Annotated in this window: 18 protein-coding genes; 10 read left to right on the forward strand and 8 right to left on the reverse strand. The window is 74.8% G+C overall.

Translation table 11 applies throughout. The annotated features are described in order from the left end of the window. Window positions 1-100 precede the first annotated feature (100 nt). Window positions 101-1,465 (forward strand): hypothetical protein, encoded by a 1,365-nt coding sequence (locus tag PIR53_12110; protein WZH50766.1) that lies wholly within the window; start codon window positions 101-103, stop codon window positions 1,463-1,465. A 23-nt stretch (window positions 1,466-1,488) separates the two neighbouring features. Here the strand turns inward: PIR53_12110 and tsaE are convergent, their stop codons facing one another. Genes tsaE through glmS form a run of 6 tightly spaced genes read right to left on the reverse strand, consistent with a single transcriptional unit; the run spans window position 1,489 to window position 8,398 of the window. Further along, window positions 1,489-2,412: a tRNA (adenosine(37)-N6)-threonylcarbamoyltransferase complex ATPase subunit type 1 TsaE gene (gene tsaE, locus PIR53_12115; protein ID WZH50767.1), complete on the reverse strand. Its 924-nt coding sequence runs from the start codon at window positions 2,410-2,412 to the stop codon at window positions 1,489-1,491. Then, the gene (locus PIR53_12120; GenBank protein ID WZH50768.1) at window positions 2,405-3,508 is read right to left on the reverse strand and encodes an alpha/beta hydrolase; all 1,104 of its coding nucleotides are present in this window, start codon (window positions 3,506-3,508) and stop codon (window positions 2,405-2,407) included. Before PIR53_12120 ends, tsaE begins: the two co-directional genes overlap by 8 nt. Beyond that, window positions 3,505-4,701 carry an alanine racemase gene (gene alr, locus PIR53_12125; GenBank protein WZH50769.1) on the reverse strand — a complete coding sequence of 399 codons (1,197 nt, stop codon included), beginning with the start codon at window positions 4,699-4,701 and terminating at the stop codon, window positions 3,505-3,507. The genes PIR53_12120 and alr overlap by 4 nt, the downstream gene beginning before the upstream one ends. Window positions 4,702-4,744: 43 nt before the next feature. Continuing rightward, a complete protein-coding gene (locus PIR53_12130; protein WZH50770.1) occupies window positions 4,745-6,169 on the reverse strand; it encodes an NAD(P)H-hydrate dehydratase in 1,425 nt (474 codons plus the stop codon). A gap of 23 nt (window positions 6,170-6,192) precedes the next feature. Next, window positions 6,193-6,549 carry a holo-ACP synthase gene (locus PIR53_12135; protein ID WZH50771.1) on the reverse strand — a complete coding sequence of 119 codons (357 nt, stop codon included), beginning with the start codon at window positions 6,547-6,549 and terminating at the stop codon, window positions 6,193-6,195. Between the two features lie 4 nt (window positions 6,550-6,553). Then, window positions 6,554-8,398: a glutamine--fructose-6-phosphate transaminase (isomerizing) gene (glmS, locus tag PIR53_12140; protein ID WZH50772.1), complete on the reverse strand. Its 1,845-nt coding sequence runs from the start codon at window positions 8,396-8,398 to the stop codon at window positions 6,554-6,556. A gap of 119 nt (window positions 8,399-8,517) precedes the next feature. Between glmS and coaA the strand changes: the two genes are divergently transcribed. Continuing rightward, the gene (gene coaA, locus PIR53_12145; protein ID WZH50773.1) at window positions 8,518-9,501 is read left to right on the forward strand and encodes a type I pantothenate kinase; all 984 of its coding nucleotides are present in this window, start codon (window positions 8,518-8,520) and stop codon (window positions 9,499-9,501) included. A gap of 30 nt (window positions 9,502-9,531) precedes the next feature. Here coaA and PIR53_12150 read toward each other — a convergent pair whose 3' ends face one another. Continuing rightward, window positions 9,532-9,714, reverse strand: a complete 183-nt coding sequence (locus tag PIR53_12150; GenBank protein WZH50774.1) for a DUF5302 domain-containing protein — start codon at window positions 9,712-9,714, stop codon at window positions 9,532-9,534. Window positions 9,715-9,951: 237 nt separating this feature from the next. Then, entirely contained in the window at window positions 9,952-11,355 is a 1,404-nt protein-coding gene (locus PIR53_12155) for an amidase (GenBank protein WZH50775.1), read from the reverse strand. A gap of 167 nt (window positions 11,356-11,522) precedes the next feature. On the opposite strand from PIR53_12155, the gene PIR53_12160 reads away from it, so the two are divergent. Genes PIR53_12160 through PIR53_12195 form a run of 8 tightly spaced genes read left to right on the forward strand, consistent with a single transcriptional unit; the run spans window position 11,523 to window position 19,005 of the window. Next, entirely contained in the window at window positions 11,523-12,326 is an 804-nt protein-coding gene (locus tag PIR53_12160) for a tryptophan synthase subunit alpha (protein WZH50776.1), read from the forward strand. After that, window positions 12,319-13,149, forward strand: coding sequence for a GntR family transcriptional regulator (locus PIR53_12165; GenBank protein WZH50777.1), 831 nt, complete (start codon window positions 12,319-12,321; stop codon window positions 13,147-13,149). Before PIR53_12160 ends, PIR53_12165 begins: the two co-directional genes overlap by 8 nt. A 54-nt stretch (window positions 13,150-13,203) precedes the next feature. After that, complete coding sequence (locus PIR53_12170) at window positions 13,204-14,229, forward strand: ABC transporter substrate-binding protein (protein ID WZH50778.1); 1,026 nt, start codon at window positions 13,204-13,206, stop codon at window positions 14,227-14,229. Between the two features lies 1 nt (window position 14,230). Next, window positions 14,231-15,127 (forward strand): ABC transporter permease, encoded by an 897-nt coding sequence (locus PIR53_12175; protein WZH50779.1) that lies wholly within the window; start codon window positions 14,231-14,233, stop codon window positions 15,125-15,127. Between the two features lie 3 nt (window positions 15,128-15,130). Continuing rightward, entirely contained in the window at window positions 15,131-15,949 is an 819-nt protein-coding gene (locus tag PIR53_12180; GenBank protein WZH50780.1) for an ABC transporter ATP-binding protein, read from the forward strand. Next, window positions 15,946-16,710, forward strand: a complete 765-nt coding sequence (locus PIR53_12185) for a tryptophan synthase subunit alpha (GenBank protein WZH50781.1) — start codon at window positions 15,946-15,948, stop codon at window positions 16,708-16,710. Before PIR53_12180 ends, PIR53_12185 begins: the two co-directional genes overlap by 4 nt. After that, the gene (locus PIR53_12190; GenBank protein ID WZH50782.1) at window positions 16,703-18,226 is read left to right on the forward strand and encodes an FGGY-family carbohydrate kinase; all 1,524 of its coding nucleotides are present in this window, start codon (window positions 16,703-16,705) and stop codon (window positions 18,224-18,226) included. The genes PIR53_12185 and PIR53_12190 overlap by 8 nt, the downstream gene beginning before the upstream one ends. Continuing rightward, entirely contained in the window at window positions 18,223-19,005 is a 783-nt protein-coding gene (locus tag PIR53_12195) for an SDR family oxidoreductase (GenBank protein ID WZH50783.1), read from the forward strand. The genes PIR53_12190 and PIR53_12195 overlap by 4 nt, the downstream gene beginning before the upstream one ends. Window positions 19,006-19,013 lie beyond the last annotated feature (8 nt).

Below are 19,013 nucleotides of genomic sequence, written 5' to 3' on the forward strand. Positions count from 1 at the left end.
ACGAGGTTAGGACACCTCCGCGGGGGAAGAACGGTCGCGGTCGTCGGGAGGGCGGCCCGCTGGAGACGACGGGGATGACGGGGTCATCGATGGGAGCAGCATGAGCGAGCGGGACTGGTCGTCGTTCGAGCCCGAGCCGCAGGACGTGGGCACCTTCGCCCGCGCCGTGGCCGGCACACCGGCGGAGGGCTGGTGGGACGACTATGCGACGGTCGAGGACACCGACGCCTACGCCGCGCCCGAGGGGTGGATCGTCCAGCTCGTCGAGGCCCGCACCAGCGACGCCGACGAGGCGCACGACTTCGCGGACCTCGCCGAGGCCGCGTTGCGGGCCGAGCTGGGGACACCGGAGGAGCGGGCGGCGGTGCACGGCTACACCGACGCCACCTGGATCGACGCCGTCGCGGTGGCGCTCGGCGCGGGGCAGGTGGTCGTGTGGCCGGTCGACGACGCGGCCGTCGCCCTGCTCCGGGTGTCCGTGGGCGACACCCTCGACGTATGGCTGGTGACCGCGGTGGGGCCTGCCGCGGCCGCGACCCTGCCGGCCCTGCTGCCCCCGGAGCCCGACGGTGCCCCGACCTTCGACGAGCTGCCCGACGAGCTGGCCCGCACCTTCCGGTGGCTGGCGCGTCGCCGCCTGCCCGTCGGCGTCGAGCCGGGCGGCTCGCTGGAGGGATGGTTCCCCGAGGGCACCGACCCCGCCGTCCTCGAGCGGCTCCGCCCGCTCGTGCAGCTCGACGGGACGGGATCGGTCGGTGCCCTGTGGCGGGACGACGACGGCCGCGACCTCGTCGTCGCGCTGGGCAGCGAGGGCGACCGCTTCGTCGTCGCCGACTCCGTGCTCGACCTGGTGCGGCTGATGGCGGTGGGCTACGAGGAGCTCGACCGGCCCAGCGGGCCGCCCGTGACGCCCTTCGGGGTGCTGCGCGGGGCCGAGCTGCGCGCCTGGGTCGAGGAGACCTTCGGCGTCGACGTCCCGCGGGAGTGGGTCTCCGGCGGCCCCGACGAGTTCAGCGCCTGGATGGACGCGGTGCTCGGCGAGGACACCACGCCCGCCGAGCCCCCGGCGGGCCTGCCCGCCGACGCCCTCGGCGGCGACATCGACGTCCTGCTGGGCGCACTGGGCACGACCGACGCCGTGCAGCGGATCGCCTACCTCCTCGCCCTGCCCGACACCCCCACCCAGCGCGACCTCGCTCTCCACGGTGTCGAGGTCGACCTGGGCCGTGCGGGCGCCCGGACGATCTGGGTGAAGCTGAAGCAGTACCCGCGGGCGCAGCAGCTCCTCGACGGCATCGACCTCGACGCCGACGCGGACGCCGTGATCGCCGCGTGGGGCACGCCGGAGGGAGCGGACGAGGAAGAGGGGTCGTGGGTGCGGTACGTCGTCGGGGGGCGCTACCTGCACCTGCAGTTCGGCTCCAGCGGGATCAGCCGCGTCACGGTGATGGTCGACGCTCCCTGAGCCGGGTGGTGCCCCGCGCCGGATCAGGCCAGGGCGGCCCGCACGTCGACGTCGGCCCACCGCGCGCCGTACCCGGTCAGGCGGACCAGCCGCACGTCGTCCGTGTCGTTGCGCTCGATGACCACCTCGAGGCGGTCGTCGGCGAGCTGCTCGGCGAGGCCGGCGCCCCACTCGACGACGGTGACGGCGTCCTCCAGCGACGTGTCGAGGTCGAGGTCGTCGAGCTCCGCCGCGCCGCCGAGCCGGTAGGCGTCGACGTGGACGAGCTCCGGGCCGCCGACGGTCGACGGGTGCACCCGCGCGATGACGAAGGTCGGGGACGTCACGTCCCCGCGCACGCCCAGCCCCGCCCCCAGGCCCTGCGTGAACGTGGTCTTGCCCGCCCCGAGACCCCCCGTGAGCACGAGGAGGTCCCCGGCGCGCAACAACCCGGCGAGCCGCCGGCCGAGGTCGCGCATGGCGTCCGCATCGGGCACGACGAGGGCGGCGGGGCGCACCATCTCGACGTACGGCGCCGTCCGTCCCACCTCGACGAAGCCGTGGCCCGCCCAGAACGCCTGGGCGCGCGGCAGCTCCTCGCGGGCGAGCACCGCGATCTCCTGACCCGCGGTCGTGGCGATCACGGTCTCCACCATGCGGGCGCCGACGCCGTGGGCCTGCCAGGCCGGTACGACGCCGAACCGCCGCACCCAGACCCGGCCCTGCGCCGGTTCGGGATCGAGCACGAGCGCCCCGACGGGGTGGCCGTCGCCCTCGGCGAGCAGGCCTCCCCCGGCGGCGAGCGCGTCGGCGATCGAGCCCACGGTCTCGGCGAGGGCCGCTGTCGGCGGGTCGAGGGCCGGGCGGGCGGCGAAGGCGGCGCGGACGACGGCGTGCACGGCGGCGGCCCCCTCCGGGCCGACCCGCCGCACCGTCACGGGCTGCGCGGACGCGTCGACCTCAGGCACGGTGCTTCCCCGCCCGGCCCGCCCGGCCCGCCTGGCCCGCCTGGCCCGCCTGCACCGCCTGCACCGCCGCGATGAGGTCGTCGAGCGCCTCGTCGACCAGGACGTGCCGTTCCATGATGACCATGTGCCCGGCGTCCTCGACCTCGACGAGGCGCGAGCCGCCGATGTGGGCGTGCAGCTTGCGGGCGTGCCCGATGCTCGTGAGCCGGTCGCCGGTGCCGCAGACGATGGTCGTCGGCACCCGCTCGAGGGCGTGCACGACGGAGAACTTGTCCAGGCTGCCGAACGCCGGGAAGAACTGCGCCAGCACCTCGAAGGGCGTGCGGCTGAGCATGTCGTCGACGAACGCGACGTAGCTCTCCGGCACGTCGCTGCCGAACGCGAACCGGTCGGTGCCCACCATGGCGAGTCCCTTGCCGATCCGCCGGAACCCGTCGACCACGCGGTGGCCGCGCGACAGGCCGGCGACGAACCGCAGCGACAGCGGCCCGCCGAACGCCTTCGGCACCATCGGCAGCAGCGCCCGGGTGGGGTCGAGCCCGCCGGCGGTCGTCGCGATGAGCCCGACCCCGACGACGCGGTCGCCGAACAGCTCGGGGTGCGCCTCGGCGAGCGCGATGATGCTCATGCCTCCCATCGAGTGGCCGACGAGCACGACCTCCTCGTCGGGCGCGACGTGGTCGAGCACCGTCAGCAGGTCGGCGCCGAGCTGCTCGATCGTCGCGTGCTCGGCGTCGGACCGGCCCGAGCGTCCGTGGGAGCGCTGGTCGTAGAACACCGCGCGCACCTGCCCCCGGTAGGCCGCGCGCTGGAAGTGCCAGCAGTCGAGGTTGAGGGCGTACCCGTGCACGAACACCAGCGTGGGCGCGACCCCCCGGGCCGCCGCGTCGGGCTCGTCGACCTCGACGTGCAGCGCGACGCCGTCGCCGGCCACGACGGTCAGCGCGGGCGAGCGCAGCGACCCGAACTCGACCGCCTCACCGGCGTCGCGGTGGGCGATGACACGGCGCTGGTGCACCAGGCCCGCGGCACCGCCCGCCAGGACGACACCGGCCGCTCCCGCGGCCAGTCCCGCGATCGCACGTCCGAGCTTCACTGGTCGCCTCCCTCCACCGTTCCGTCCGCCGTCGAGCCCACGTGGACCCGCCGCGCGCGTCCGCGGAAGCGGGTGACCACCTCGTAGTCGATCGTCCCGCAGGCCCGCGCCCAGTCCAGGGCCGTCGGCTCGCCGTCGTGGCCCGGCCCGAACAGCACCACGGGGGTGCCCGGCGGGTAGGTCTCGCCGTCGAGGTCGACGACGAGCTGGTCCATGCACACGCGTCCACGGACCGGCCGGCGGCGCCCGCCGACGAGCACCTCGGCGGCCTGGTCCGTGCCGACCCCCGCGGCGGCGTGGCGGGGCACCCCGTCGCCGTACCCCAGCGGCACGAGCCCGACCGTCGTCGCCGCGGGGGCGACCCACGTGTGCCCGTAGGAGACCCCGTCGCCCGCGGCGAGCGGCTTGCTCAGCACCAGCGGCGCCCGCACGGTCATCGCCGGCACCAGGTCCGGGCGACCGCCCGGGAACGCGGCGTCGGGGACGTCGGGCGCGGGGTCGATGCCGTACGACGCGATCCCGCACCGCACGAGGTCGAAGTGCGCCGAGGGCCGGAGGAGGGCTGCGGCCGAGTTGGCGAGGTGGCGGACCTCGGGCTCGAGGCCGGCGGCGGCGACGACGTCGAGCGCGGCGCGGAACACCGCCTCCTGCGCGTCGTTGGCGGGATGCGTCGGGTCCTCGGCGGCCGCGAGGTGGGACCAGATGCCGGTGACCCGCAGCGTCCCGGCCTCCTCGGCGGCGCGGGCGGCGGCGACGAGGTCGGGCCAGTCGTCGGGGAGCGCCCCGCCGCGGTGCAGACCGGTGTCGACCTTGAGCTGGAGCCGGGCGACCCGCCCGGCGCGGGAGGCCGCCTCGACGACGGCGGCGACCTCGTCGGGCGAGTACGCGGTGAGGTCCACCCCGGCGGCCACCAGGGGCGCGAGGTCGTCGGCCGGCACCGAGAGCCAGCAGAGCAGCGGCCCGGTGTCCCCCGCGGCGCGCAGGGCCAGCGCCTCGGCGGGCGTCGCGACGCCCAGCCAGTCGGTGCCCGCCTGCCGCGCGGCCCGGGCGACCTCGACCATGCCGTGGCCGTAGCCGTCGGCCTTCACCACGGTCATCATGCGCGCGGGGGCGACGCGGGCGCGCAGCACGGCGACGTCGTGGCGCACCGCGGCGAGGTCCACGACGACCTCGGGACGGTCGACGGCGTTCACGGAGGAGATTGTGGCAGGCGCCCGGAGCCTCGATCCGGCGCGGTCAGGTCAGCAGGTCCCGGACGACCTCGGGGATCGCCGCGGCGACCTGGGTCGCCACGACGGGGCCGCCCTGGCTGGCGTACGTCGCGGCCGCACCGTGCAGCCAGGCGCCGACCGACGCCGCGTCGTACGGCGCGAGCCCGCCCGCCAGCAGGGCCCCGATGAGCCCGGCGAGCACGTCGCCCGCCCCGGCGGTGGCCAGCCACGGGGTGCTGCTCGTGTTGACGCGCACCCGCCCGTCGGGATGGGCCACCAGGCTGTGGCTGCCCTTGAGGAGCACGACCGCGTCGTACCGCTCCGCGGCGCGGCGGGCGGAGGCGAGCTGGTCGGCCTCGACCTCGGCGCGCTCCACGTCGAGCAGGGCGGCGAGCTCCCCGGCGTGGGGCGTCAGCACGGCGGGCACGGGCGCGCCGCCCTCCCGGCGCACCGGGGCGTCGAGGTGGCGCAGCGCCTCGGCGTCGACGACGAGCGGCACCTCGTCGGCCAGCGCCGCACGGAGGGCGGCCCCCGCGCGGTTGTCGCCGCCCGAGCCGACCGTCCAGGCCTGCACCCGGCCGACGCCCACGACCTCGGGGTGGGCCTCCCGCACGCGGTCGAGCACGGTCGGGTCGCCGACGTAGCGCACCATCCCCACCAGCCCGCTCGCCGCGCCGGCGACGGCCAGCAGGCCGGCGCCCGGGTAGCGTCCCGAGCCGGCGCGCACGCCGACGACGCCGCGGGAGTACTTGTGCGACGACGCGTCGGGGCGCGGCAGGAGCGCCGCCACGTCCGCCGCCTGCAGGGCCTCGACGGCCGGGGCGGGCAGGTGCGGTGCGAGGCCGATGTCGACGAGCTGCACCACGCCGCACGCGCGGGCGGCGGGGTCGACGAGGTGGGCGACCTTGTGGGTGCCGAAGGTGACGGTGACGTCCGCGCGCACGTGCGCGTCCTCGGGCAGGCGCCCCGTGTCCACCTCCACGCCGCTCGGGACGTCGACGGCCACCACGGTCACCCCGGAACCGGCGGGTGCGTGGGCCTCGAGCGCGGCCACCGCGTCGGCCCGCAGCCCCGGGCGGCCGCCGATCCCGACGATCCCGTCCACCACCAGGTCGGGCAGCTCGCGGGGGGCGGCGGTGTCGCGCCGTACCCGGCCGCCGGCGGCCTGCAGCGCCGCGAGCCCGGCCTCGTGGGGCGACGCGGTCAGGAGCACCGCGTCGACCGAGGCGCCGCGACGGGCGAGGAGCGCCCCCGCGAAGAGCGCGTCGCCGCCGTTGTTGCCGCCACCCACGAGCAGCGTGACCCGGCGACCGTAGGCACCGTCGAGGAGCGCCAGCACGGCGTGGGCGAGCCCCGAGGCGGCCCGCTGCATGAGCGCCCCGGGCGGGAGGCCCGTCAGCAGGGCCTCCTCGGCGGCACGGACCTGGGCCTCGGTGTGGGCGGCGCGCATGGGAGCGACCCTAGCCGCGCCGCTCAGCCCTCCAGCACCACGAACGCCGTGGCGATCCCCGCGTCGTGGGTGAGCGAGAGGTGGCTGCTGCGCACGCCCAGCGCGTCGGCGCGGGCCAGGACGGTGCCGGTGAGCCGCAGGTACGGCGCCGCCCCGGCCTCGCGGAGCACCGCGGCGTCGTGCCACTCCAGGTCGCCCGGGGCGCCCAGGGCCTTCGCCAACGCCTCCTTGGCGGCGAAGCGGGCGGCGAGCGACTCGAGCGAGCGCCCGTCGGTCTCGACGGTCGTGAACAGGCGCGACCTCAGCGCGGGTGTGCGCTCGAGCGACGCGGCGAAACGACCCACGTCGCAGACGTCGACCCCGACGCCGACGATCGGCACCGGGTCACTCCACCGTGACGGACTTGGCGAGGTTGCGCGGCTGGTCCACGTCGTGGCCCTTCGCGGTCGCCAGCTCGCACGCGAAGAGCTGCAGCGGCACGGTCGCGACGAGCGGCTGCAGCAGCGTCGGCACCTTCGGCAGCCGGAAGAGCACGTCGGCGTAGGGCTCGATCGCCGTGTCGCCGACCTCGGCGAGGCACAGGGTGCGCGCCCCCCGGGCCCGCACCTCCTGGATGCCGGAGACCATCTTGTCGTGCAGCTGGTCGCGGCCGCGGGACGGCACGACGCAGAGCACGGGCAGCCCCTCGTCGACGAGGGCGATCGGGCCGTGCTTGAGCTCGCCGGCGGCGAAGCCCTCGGCGTGGAGGTAGGCCAGCTCCTTCAGCTTGAGGGCACCCTCGAGGGCGACGGGATAGCCCGCGTGGCGCCCGAGGAACAGCACCGACGTGGCGTCGACGTACTCCCGCGCCAGCGCGTAGACCTCGTCGGCCCGGTCGAGCACGTCCTGGATGTGCGCCGGCATGGCCTCGAGCTGGCGCACGATCTGGTGGATCTCGTCGCCGTAGCGCGTGCCCTTCACCTGCGCCAGGTAGAGCGCCAGGAGGTAGCAGGCCACGAGCTGCGTGAGGAAGCCCTTGGTGGAGGCGACGCCGATCTCGGGGCCGGCGTGGGTGTAGATCACCGCGTCGGACTCGCGCGGGATGGTCGAGCCGTTGGTGTTGCAGATCGCCAGCACCTTCGACTTCTGCACGCGCGCGTGACGGATCGCCTGCAGCGTGTCGGCGGTCTCGCCCGACTGGCTGATCGCGACCACGAGGGTCGAGTAGTTGAGGATCGGGTCGCGGTAGCGGAACTCGCTCGCCAGCTCGACCTCCACGGGGATGCGGCACCAGTGCTCGATGGCGTACTTGGCGACCATGCCCGCGTAGAACGACGTGCCGCACGCGATGATGATGATCTTGTCGATGTCGCGCAGCTCGTCGTCGGAGAGCCGCACCTCGTCGAGCTGCAGCAGGCCGTCGGCGCCCATGCGGCCCAGGAGCGAGTCGGCGACCGCGCGGGGCTGCTCGAAGATCTCCTTGCGCATGAACCAGTCGTGGCCGTCCTTCTCGGCGGCCGAGAGGTCCCAGTCGACGTGGTACTGCTTGCCCTCCGCCGGGCTGCCGTCGAAGCCGGTCACCTCGACGCCCTCGCGGGTGATGGTGACGACCTGGTCCTGGCCGAGCTCGAGGGCCTCGCGGGTGTGCTCGATGAACGCCGCGACGTCGGAGCCGAGGAAGTTCTCGCCCTCGCCGAGGCCGACCACCAGCGGGGAGTTGCGGCGGGCGGCGACGACGCGGTCGGGGTCCTGCGCGTCGACCGCGACGAGCGTGAACGCGCCCTCGAGCCGCGAGCAGACGCGCTGCATGGCGGTCGTCAGGTCCTCGCCCGACTCCAGCTGCAGCTCGAGGAGGTGGGCGGCGATCTCGGTGTCCGTCTCGGAGACGACGGTGATGCCCTCGTCCTCGATGCGGTCCCGCAGCGCTGCGAAGTTCTCGATGATGCCGTTGTGGACCACCGCGAGGCGCCCGTGGCTGCCGAGGTGGGGGTGCGCGTTGACGTCGGTGGGCGCGCCGTGGGTCGCCCACCGCGTGTGGCCGATGCCGATGGTCGAGGCGGGCAGCGCCTGCTCGGCGATCGCCTTCTCCAGGTTGGCGAGCTTGCCGGCGCGCTTGTCGACGGCCAGCGTGCCGTCGGCGACCAGTGCGATGCCGGCCGAGTCGTAGCCGCGGTACTCCATCCGCCGCAGCCCCTCGATCACCACGTCCTGCGCCGAGCGAGCTCCGACGTAACCCACGATTCCGCACATAGCGGCCGAGTCTACGACCGGTCGGTGGTCGTCCTCGGATCCTGCGCGCGGCGCCACGCGCGTCTGTGACGCGCGTCCCTCCGCCGGCCCTGTCCTGGCATGCTGCAACAATGCCGAGCATGTCTGCCGCGGGCGACCTCGCCACCGCCCTGGACCAGGGCCGCGACCCCACGTCGCCCTACGTCGAGCTCGACCGGTCCGCCTGGGCGGCCCTCGCCAGCGCGACGGAGTCGCCGCTGACGCTCGAGGAGGTACGCCGCCTCCGCGGCCTGGGCACCCACCTCGACCTCGACGAGGTGCGGCAGATCTACCTGCCCCTCTCGCGCCTGCTCAGCCTGTACGTCGAGTCCGCCGGCCAGCTGCACCGCCGGACCGAGGAGTTCCTCGCCCGGCCGCAGCCGCGGCGTACGCCGTTCGTCATCGGCGTCGCGGGCTCCGTGGCCGTCGGCAAGTCCACGACGGCCCGCGTGCTCCAGGAGCTGCTCGCCCGCTGGCCGGAGCACCCCAACGTGGCGCTCGTGACGACGGACGGGTTCCTCTACCCCAACGCCGAGCTGGAGCGGCGCGGACTGCTCACCCGCAAGGGCTTCCCGGAGTCGTACGACCGGCGCAAGCTGCTCAAGTTCGTCGTCGACATCAAGTCGGGGCGCGACGAGGTCGAGGCGCCGATCTACTCGCACCTCTCCTACGACGTCCGCCGCGACGAGAAGGTCGTCGTGCGCCACCCCGACATCGTCATCGTCGAGGGCCTCAACGTGCTGCAGCCGGCGATCGTGCGCGAGGACGGCCGCACGAGCCTGGCGGTCAGCGACTTCTTCGACTTCTCCGTGTACGTCGACGCCGCGACGTCCGACATCCAGCGGTGGTACGTCGAGCGGTTCCTCCGCCTGCGCGAGACCGCGTTCCTCGACCCGGCGTCCTACTTCCGGAAGTACGCGACGCTGTCCGTGGAGGACGCCGTCGCGGAGGCCACGCGGATCTGGGGCGCGATCAACGGGCCCAACCTCATGCAGAACGTGCTGCCGACCCGGTCGCGCGCCACGCTCGTGCTGCGCAAGGACCGCGACCACTCGGTGCGGTACGTGCGGCTGCGCAAGCTCTGAGAGCCGGCCCAGCCGCACGTCCGCCGACGGTCAGCTGCCCCCGCCGCCGGCCTTGCGCCGGTGCATCTGCGGAGCCGCGCCGCCCGCGACCTCCGGACCGTGCGCCTTGCCCTCGCCGGCCACCGAGTCGTCGGGGTGCTCGTGGGCCTGCTTGCGCTTCAGTGCCTCCCGCATCTTGGCCTTCACGTCGTCCGGTGCCGAGTTGTCGGTCATGGGGTCCTCCCGAGGTCGAGGTGCTGGGCGTGACCCACCCCACCCTGCCACCTGCGCGGGTGGGGATCGAGCGAATTGCGGCGCGCTCGGCCGGACAGCGGGGGCGGGCCCGGCGGGCGGAAGGGGCGGGCCCGGCGGGCGGGAATGTGCGGCTGGGACGCCCCGGATCGACTCGGACCGGCACCAACCGCACACTTCGCGGGCCGGCGCGGCGTTCGGCGCGGCGCCGGGCTGGCTTCACCCCTGGATCCGCGCGAAGGGCCGGGCCTCCTCCAGCTCGTAGGCCACCTCGAGCAACGTCGCCTCCCGACCACGGCCGGCGCCCAGCATCACGCCGAGCGGCATCCCGTCCGCGCCGGTCGCGAGCGGGAGCGAGATCGCCGGCTCGCCCGTGGCGTTCTGCAGCGGCGTGAAGGCCACCCAGTCCATCAACCGCGTCATCACCGTGTCGAAGTCCTGCATCGGGTCGAGGTGACCGATCTCCGGCGTCGTCGTCGCCACCGTCGGGGTCAGCACGACGTCGTGGTCGGCGAAGAACGCGGCGCTGAGCCGCTCGGAGCGCGCCAACCGCGCGATGGCCCCCGGGAGCCGGTGCATCCGTCGCGCGGCGTACCGGGCCAGCCCGCGGGTCAGGTTGTCGAGGCGGGACGGGTCCCACGAGCCGCGGTGCGTCGCCCGCCCGGTCGAGACGAGGAAGGTCGACAGGAAGCCCCAGTAGAGGAGGAAGTCGTCCCGGAACGACGGCGGCACCGGCGGCTGCTCGAGCTCCACGACGTGGTGGCCCAGCTCCTCGAGCAGGCGGGCCACCCCGAGCGTCGCCTCCCGCACCTCGGGGCTCGCGGCCGTGTCGATCGACGTGGTCACCACGGCCACCCGCAGCCGCTTCGTGCCGGGCCGCGTGATGTCGCCGACGGGCGCGAGCGCGAGGTTGCGGTAGACCCGCTCCGCCTCGCGGAGGTACGCCGCCGTGTCCCGCACCGACCGCGTCACCACGCCGTCCGCGACGATCCGCACGGGCATGTCGCGGAACACCTTGTCCTGCGCGAAGCGGTTGCGCGTGGGCTTCAGCCCCACGAGGCCGCAGGCCGCCGCCGGGATGCGGATCGAGCCGCCCCCGTCGTTGGCGTGCGCGATCGGCACCACGCCCGCCGCCACGAAGGCCGACGACCCCGCCGAGGACGCGCCCGCCGTGCGCGTCGGGTCCCACGGGTTGCGCACCGGACCGAGCCGCGGGTGCTCCGCCGAGGCCGAGAACCCGAACTCCGAGAGCTGCGACTTGCCGATCGGCACGACGCCGGTCGCGCCGTACATCCGGAAGAAGTCCCCGTCCTTCGGCGCCGGCCGGGCGACGAACGCGTCGCAGCCGTCCTGGGTGGGCAGTCCCTCGACCGCGACGTTGTCCTTGACGAACGTCGGCACCCCGGAGAAGAACCCCGCGCGCGGGTCGCGCGCCTGCCGCCGGGCCCGCGTGTAGGTGTCGAGGGCCAGGCCGTTGAGCGTCGGTCCCACCGCCTCGCAGCGGGCGATCGCGGCGTCCACGACCTCGACCGCGGAGACCTTCCCGGCCGCCAGGTGCTCCGCCAGGCCGACGGCGTCGAGGTCGCCGAGGGCGTCGTCACGGAACGCGTGCACTCTCGTCATGGGCGCACGCTACTGAGCGAGCGCGCCGCGCACGAGGCCCGGAGCTGTCCGCCGAGCGCGGTCGTCATCCGCGGAACGCGGACCGTGCCGTCGCACCCGTTGACGTGGCGCCCGTCACCTCCCTACCTTCTCTTCTAGTCTTCTAGATGAGTGGGAGTGACCCGACGATGAATCGTCTGACGGCCCGGCTGCGCGGTGTGCGGCGCAGCGGACGCCTGTTCGTGCTCGGCTTCCTGCCGGCCGGCTACCCCGGTCGTGCCGGCTTCGCCGCCGGCGTGGCCGCCGCGTTCGACGCCGGTGCCGACGCCCTGGAGATCGCTCTCCCCAACCCGCCCCTGCCCCTCGACGGCCCGCTGATCCAGGCCGCGGGCCAGCAGGGCGCCGCCGCCATCAGCGGGCCCCACGAGGGCCTGCGGCTCGCCGCTCTGCAGCGCCGCGAGCCCGACCAGGCGGTCGTCGCCCTGGCCTACCGGCACGCCGCCGAGCAGCTCGGTCAGCAGGGGTTGCTCCAGACCTGCCTCGACGCCGACGTCGACGCGGTCCTCATGCCCGAGCACACCTTCGCGGAGCAGATCGAGGCCGCCACCGCGGCCCGGAGGGTGGGGCTCGAGCAGGTGCTCTTCATCCACCTCGAGAAGGACCTCGCGCTCCTGCGCGACCTGCCCTTCGCGGACCCGGTGGTCTACGTGCAGTCGGCCGACCTCCAGACCGGCGGCACCTTCGACCCCGCCAAGGCGCGCGAGCGGGTGACCGAGCTGCGCGATGCCCTGGACGGGCGCGACGCCCACGTGCTGGTCGGGTTCGGGGTGCGCGGTCCCGACGAGGTGGAGCTGCTCGGCGACACCAGCGCCGACGGCGCCGTCATCGGCACCACGCTCGTCGCCGCCGCCGGCGAGGGCGCGGAGGCCGTGCGCGCGCTGGTCGCGGACGTCCGCCGGGCGGCCGAGCGCGGGAGACCCGTCCGTGCCTGAGCACCCGGAGGCCTTCGCGCGCGCCGTGCGCCGCAGTCGTCCCGACCGGGGCGGGACGGCCAAGTACCTGGCGATCTGCCGTGACGTCACCGAGGCGATCGAGTCGGGTCGCCTGGCGCCCGGCTCTCCCCTGCCGTCGCAGAAGGAGATGGCCGACCACTTCGGCGTCACCGTCATGACGCTCCGCCAGGCGCTCGGCGTGCTGTCCGACCAGGGCCTGCTGCGCGTCGAGCACGGCCGCGGGACCTTCGTCGCGCGGCGCCCCTACCGACTGCCGATCGACGTGCTGACCAGCTTCCGCGCGTCGGTCGAGGCCCGTGGCAGCACCATGGGCACGCAGATCCTCAGCGCGGAGGTCGTGCCGGCACCCCCCGGCGTCCCCGTGCGGATGGGCCTCGCGACCGACCAGGTCTTCGCGCTCACCCGCCTGCGCACCGTGGACGGAGTCCCCTTCGTCTACACGATGTCGTTGCTGCCGGTCGAGATCGGTACGGCGCTGCGCATCGACGAGGTCGGCGGGGCGTCGCTCTACGACGCCCTCGCCGAGCAGCTCGGGCTGCGGGTCGACCGGGCGGTGGAGACGTTCCACGCCACCGCCATGGCGACCGACGCTGCGGCCGCGCTCGGCCGGTCCGCGGGCTCCCCCGCCCTGGTCAGCAGCCGCATCACCTTCACCGCGGAGGGCGTGGCCGTCGTCGACGACCGCGCCATCATGCCCGGCGACGCCGTGGAGATCTCCACGGAGCGTCGGGTGCACGACCTCCCGCTCCAGCTCGTCCCCACGAGCCGGCCCGACGGCGACGGCGCCGTCGGACCCTCCTGAAGCACCACCGCCCGAGCACCACCCGAACCCGCAGGACACCCCTCAGGAGCCACCATGGCCATCAACCGCAGGACCTCGCTCGCCGCGCTCGCCACCGCCGCCACGCTCGTCGCCGCCGGCTGTGCGTCCAACCAGGACAACACCGGCACCAACGCCGAGGCGGCCGACGCCGACACGTCCACCATCACGATCGCGATCGACGTGCCCTTCCACCCGATCTTCGACTACCTCATGGCGACCTCGGCTCCCGACTTCGAGGAGATGGGGTACGACGTGGAGTTCGAGGTGCTGGACGCGACCACGCAGGTGCCGTCGTTCGGGCGGGGCGACGTCGACGTCATCACCACGGTGCCCTCGTTCCAGCCGCGGATCGAGGAGCAGTACGGGATCGACACCACGTACTTCTTCCCCATGGCCCGGTGGACCCCCGGCCCCGAGCTGCTCGTCGCGCCGGACTCCTCCGTCGACTCGATCGACGACCTCGCCGGCAAGAGCGTCGCCATCGCGCCGCTCAGCAGCCGCTTCGGCGCCGAGCAGGCCGCCGTGGCCGCCGCCACCGGGGACACCATCGACACCTACTTCGACCTCACCGAGACCGACGCCGCGGCGCAGGAGCTCACGCTCGGCCGCGTCGACGCGGCGTTCGTCGAGGCGCCCGCCACGGCCCCGCTGCTGGCGGAGGGCTACCGCCCGGTCTTCAGCGTGCAGGAGGCGTTCGAGGAGGCGTTCGGCGACCCGGCCGTCATGAACGGCGGGTTCATCGCGAGCACCGACTTCGTCGAGAAGAACCCCGAGTTCGTCGACGCCCTCGTGCAGCTGACCCAGGAGGCCTGGACGCTCTACCAGGACGACCCCGACACCGTCATCGCCGAGGCGGCCGACGTCAGCGGCATCGCCCCCGACCAGCTGACCCTGGTCGGCGAGGTGCTCAACCTCTCGGGCACCACCGACGAGCAGAAGAAGGTCACCGAGCAGGACGTGGCCACCTGGACCGAGATCTACCCGCTCCTCGCCGAGTCGGGCTTCATCGAGTCCGCTCCCGCCGACCCGGCCGCGCTCTTCCAGATCACGGGCGAGTGACGTGAGCACCGACATCGAGGCGGGTGGGCGCCTGGCCCACCCCGACGGCGGGGTCCCGGGCGGTCCGGCCGACTCCCCGCGCGACCCGCGGCGACGGGGCGGGCGCGCGACGCAGAGCGCTCCCTCCGGGGCGCGCAGCCGGGTACGGCGCTGGATCCGGCCGGCGCGGGTCGTGCTCGCCGCGCTGGTGATCCTGCTGGCGTGGAACCTGGCGGCGCCGCACTACCCCGGCTACGTCCTGCCCGCGCCGATCGACGTGTGGACCTCCTTCACCTCGACGTGGAGCCGCGGGGTGTGGATCGAGGAGGTCTGGGCGACGCTGCAGCACCTCCTGCTGGCGTTCGGCATCGTGCTGGTCGCCGGGCTGCCGCTGGGCATCGTCATCGGTCGGTCGACGATCGCCGAGGACCTCAGCCGGGTCGTGCTCGTGTTCCTGCAGACGGTGCCGACGATCGTGCTGATCGCGCTGGCCCTCGTCGTCGCCGGCGCCTCCACCAGCTCGGTGGTCGGGGTGACCGTGGCGGGGTCGATCACCTACTTCCTGCTCAACGTCATCCAGGGCACCCGCGCCATCGACCAGGACCTCGTCGACATGGCGCGGGCCTACCGGGCCTCGGAGGGCGCCATCATGCGCACCGTGGTGCTGCCCGCGGTGGTGCCGTACTTCCTGGCCGGCGCCCGGATCACGCTGGGTGTCGCGTGGCAGATCACCCTGTTCGCCGAGTACCTCATGGGCGCGGAGGGCATCGGCTTCCAGGTGAGCAGCGCGATCAAGCTGCTCGACACGAAGGCCGTCTTCATGTGGGGCCTCAGCGTCGTCGCGATGACCCTGGTGCTCGAGTACGGCGCGTTCCGCCCGGCCGAGCGCCGCCTCACCCGTCACGTCAAGAAGGGCTGACCAATGGCCACGACCTCGGCGCCGATGATCGCCTTCCGCGACGTCGGCAAGACCTACCCGAAGACCACGGCGCCGGTGATGACCGGCGTCGACCTCGAGATCGAGCGCGGCGAGCTGGTCGCGCTCATCGGACCGTCGGGCTGCGGCAAGTCCACGCTGCTCAACCTGCTCGCCGGTCTCACCGATCCGACCACGGGCACGATCGACGTGGCAGGCAGCGCCGGCACCGACGAGCTGCGCAGCGCCTACGTGTTCCAGAACCCGCGGCTCCTGCCGTGGCGCTCGGTGCGCCACAACGTGGAGTTCGGGCTCGAGCAGGCGGGCGTGCCCGGCGCGGAGCGGCGTCGGCGAGCCGACGAGGCGCTGGAGCTCGTCCACCTGGGCGAGCACGGGGACAAGTACCCCCACCAGCTGAGCGGCGGCATGCAGCAGCGGGCCGCGCTCGCGCGCGGCCTGGCCCTCGAGCCCGACCTGCTGCTGCTCGACGAGCCGTTCGGCGCGCTCGACGCGCTGACGCGCAGCTACCTGCAGGAGGAGCTGCTCTCGATCGTGCGCCGCTTCGGCACCACGACGCTCCTCGTCACCCACGACATCGACGAGGCGCTGCTCCTCGCCGACCGGATCGTCGTGATGTCGAGCCGGCCGGCGCGGATCAAGCGGGTCGTGACCGTGCCGTTCGGTCGCGAGCGCGCCCTCGACTCGGTGCTCGCGCACCCGCAGTTCGTGCCGTTGCGCCACGAGATCCGGGAGCTCCTCCGCCCGGAGGTGGCCGCCTCCGACCCGACGGTCGAGGCAGGCGCCCCGGAGGTGCTGTCGTCGTGAGGACCCTCGCGAACGGTCTCGGCACCGTGGTCCGGGAACGGGCCGGCCGGCTGCTCGTGTGCTACCTGCCGCACGGCGACCCCGCGACCCCCGACGCGACCCCGCGCCTGTACGCCGAGCACGGCGTCGACGTGCTCGAGGTCGGTGTCGCGGGCGGCCACGCCCTCCTCGACGGCCCGGTCGTCAGCGCGTCGATGGCGCGCGCGGCGGCCGCGGGGTGCACCGGTGCCGCCGCGGCCGAGCGCCTCGCCACGGATCTCGACGACGTGGCGGACAGCGCGGCCGTGTGGATGAGCTACCAGGACGCGCCGGGGCCGGCGTACCTGGACGTCGTCGCCGCCTCGCGGGCCGGGGGCGTGCTGCTGCCCGACGCCGACCAGGTCGCGCTGCTCGATGCCGCCGCGGCCGTCGGCCTCGCCGGCGTCCCGTTCCTGTCCCACACGCCCACCGAGGCGGAGGTCGCGGCCGCACGACGGGCCGAGGGGTACGTCATGCTCGCCGCCGCCGACGGCGTGACCGGTCACCGCGACCACGTCGCCCCGGGGAACGCAGCGACGATCGCCCGCCTGCGGGACGAGGGCGTCACGGCGCCCGTGCTGCTGGGCTTCGGCCTCTCGACCGCCGACCACGTGCGGGCGGCCCTCGCCATGGGCGCCGACGGGGTCATCGTCGGCTCGGCGTGCGTGCGCGCCGCCGAGGCCGGGCGGGATGAGCTGGTCTCCCTGCTGGCCGCGCTGCGGACGGCGGTGGACCGTGCCTGAGTCCACCCCTCCGGGGACGACGTACGGGCCGGGCGTCCCGGCGTACGTCGGCGTCGACGTCGGTAGCACGACCACGAAGGCGATCGCGTTCACGGCGGACGGGTCGCCGCTGGCGTCGGGCTCGGCGGGCTACGAGATCAGTCGGCCGTCCCCCGACCGCGCCGAGCAGGAGGGCCAGGACTGGATCGACGCCGTCGACGCCTGCGTGGCCCAGCTGGCCGCGCAGGTGGACCTGGGCCCGGTCCGGGCGATCGGTGTGACGAGCCAGGTCGACACCCACGTGCCGGTGGACGGGGACCTGCGTCCGCTGCGTCCGGCGCTGCTGTGGCAGGACGTGCGGACGGCCGCCACGGCCGCGGCGCTCAACGACCGCCTCGGCCCCGAGGGCCGGCTCGCCGGCTGGGGCGACGAGCGGCCCGTCGACGCCTCCAACCCCGTGCCGCGCGGGCTGTGGCTGGCGGAGCACGAGCCCGACGTGTGGGCCGCGACCCGCTGGCTCCTCCTGCCGAAGGACCTCGTCGTCGCGTGGCTGACCGGCGCGCCCTGCGCGGACCCGCTCGGCTCGTTCAAGGTCGTGGGACCCGACGGGCGGTACGTCGCGGGTGTCGCCCACGCCCCGGGCCTGGCCGAGCGCCTCGCCCCGCTGGCCTCGCCCGAGACCCCCGCGGGTCGCACCGTGCGGGCGTGGCACGGGATCCCGGCGGGCACCGTGGTCGCCACGGGCACGATGGACGCGTTCGGCAACGTCCTCGGCTCCGGCCTCCACGAGGTCGGCCACACGATGGCGACCATCGGGACGTCCGTCATCGTCGCCGCCCTCGGCGCCGACGGGACCCCCGCCCCCGGCGTCGTCGCCTTCGCGCCCTTCCGCTCGCGGCACGTGCACGCCGGCCCCACCCAGTCCGGCGGCGAGTCCCTGCGCTGGTGGGCCCGGCTGTCCGGCCACTCGGTCGAGGAGGTCGTCGCGGCGGCCGCCACCGCCGCGCCGGGCTGCGGCGGTGTCGTGTTCGCGCCGCACCTGATGGGCGAGAGGGCGCCCCTGTGGGACGACCACGTCCGTGCCTGGTTCACCGGGCTCAGCTCGTCGACGACGTTCGCCGACCTGTCGCGGGCCGTCCTCGAGGGTGTCGCGTACTCCCTGCGCGAGCTGCTCGAGGCCGTCGAGGTGGCCACGCCACGGGCTGCAGCGCTGACGCTCTCGGGCGGCGGCTCGCGGAGCGAGCTGTGGTGCCAGATCGCCGCCGACGTCACCGGACGGGTCGTGCGCCGCTCCCGCGAGGCGGACACCGCCGTCGTCGGCGCGGCGACGCTGGCGAAGTCGGCCGTGACCGGCGACGACCCGTGGCGCGCGGCCGCGAGCCTCGCCCAGGTCGACCGGGTCTTCGAGCCCGACCCGGGCCTCGCCGCGACGTACGACGAGCTCTACGCCCTCTACCGCCAGACCTACGAGGTGCTCGGCCCGGTCCACGACCGGCTCGCCGCGCACCGCTCGACCGCCCCAGGAGGCACCCCGTGACCGTCACCTTCCCGCTCCCCGGCCACCCCGACCTGCGCGACAAGGTCTGTCTCGTGACCGGCGCCAGCCAGGGCATCGGCGAGGCGACGGCGCGCTACCTCGCGGAGTGCGGGGCGACGACCGTCCTCACGGCCCGCAACCTCGCCGCCTGCGAGGAGACGGTCGCCTCGATCACCGCCGCGGGCGGGACCGCCGTCGCGCTGCAGCTCGACGTGACCGACGACGCTGCCGTGGCCGCGACGGTCGCGGAGGTCGAGGCCCGGTACGGCGCGCTCCACCTCGCCTTCAACAACGCAGGCACCCAGGGGCCGGCCGCACCGCTCCACGAGCAGAGCGACGCCACGGTGCGCCAGGTGCTCGAGGTGAACCTCCTCGGCGTCATCTCCTGCCTGCGCCACGAGGTGCCGGCCATGCTCCGCGCCGGAGGCGGCGTCATCGTCAACACCGCCTCCGTCGGAGGTGTCGTCGCCGCCCCCGGGATCGGGCCCTACTGCGCCAGCAAGCACGCCGTCGTCGGGCTGTCCAAGTCGGCCGCCGCCGACTACGGCCGCCTCGGGGTGCGCGTCAACGTGCTCGCCCCCGGCTCGGTGCGCACCCCGATCCTCACCGACTGGCTCGCCGAACTGGGCGCGCTCGAGCACATGGAGTCGCTGACCCCGCAGGGACGCATCGCCGGGCCCGCCGAGATCGCCCCGGTCGTCGCGTGGATGCTGTCCGACGCGTCGTCGTTCATGACCGGGTCGGTGGTGACGGCGGACGGCGGCTACACCGCGCTCTGACCTCGCGC

This window comes from Nocardioides alkalitolerans, from assembly GCA_038184435.1.
In the GTDB taxonomy this organism is placed as follows: domain Bacteria; phylum Actinomycetota; class Actinomycetes; order Propionibacteriales; family Nocardioidaceae; genus Nocardioides; species Nocardioides alkalitolerans_A.

Coding starts and splice junctions, on each gene's coding strand:
- PIR53_12110 (WZH50766.1), top strand. CDS start 101: ATGAGCGAGCGGGACTGGTCGTCGTTCGAGCCCGAGCCGCAGGACGTG.
- PIR53_12130 (WZH50770.1), bottom strand. CDS start 6,169: ATGCGCGCCGCCCACACCGAGGCCCAGGTCCGTGCCGCCGAGGAGGCC.
- glmS (WZH50772.1), bottom strand. CDS start 8,398: ATGTGCGGAATCGTGGGTTACGTCGGAGCTCGCTCGGCGCAGGACGTG.
- coaA (WZH50773.1), top strand. CDS start 8,518: ATGTCTGCCGCGGGCGACCTCGCCACCGCCCTGGACCAGGGCCGCGAC.
- PIR53_12150 (WZH50774.1), bottom strand. CDS start 9,714: ATGACCGACAACTCGGCACCGGACGACGTGAAGGCCAAGATGCGGGAG.
- PIR53_12155 (WZH50775.1), bottom strand. CDS start 11,355: ATGACGAGAGTGCACGCGTTCCGTGACGACGCCCTCGGCGACCTCGAC.
- PIR53_12160 (WZH50776.1), top strand. CDS start 11,523: ATGAATCGTCTGACGGCCCGGCTGCGCGGTGTGCGGCGCAGCGGACGC.
- PIR53_12170 (WZH50778.1), top strand. CDS start 13,204: ATGGCCATCAACCGCAGGACCTCGCTCGCCGCGCTCGCCACCGCCGCC.
- PIR53_12180 (WZH50780.1), top strand. CDS start 15,131: ATGGCCACGACCTCGGCGCCGATGATCGCCTTCCGCGACGTCGGCAAG.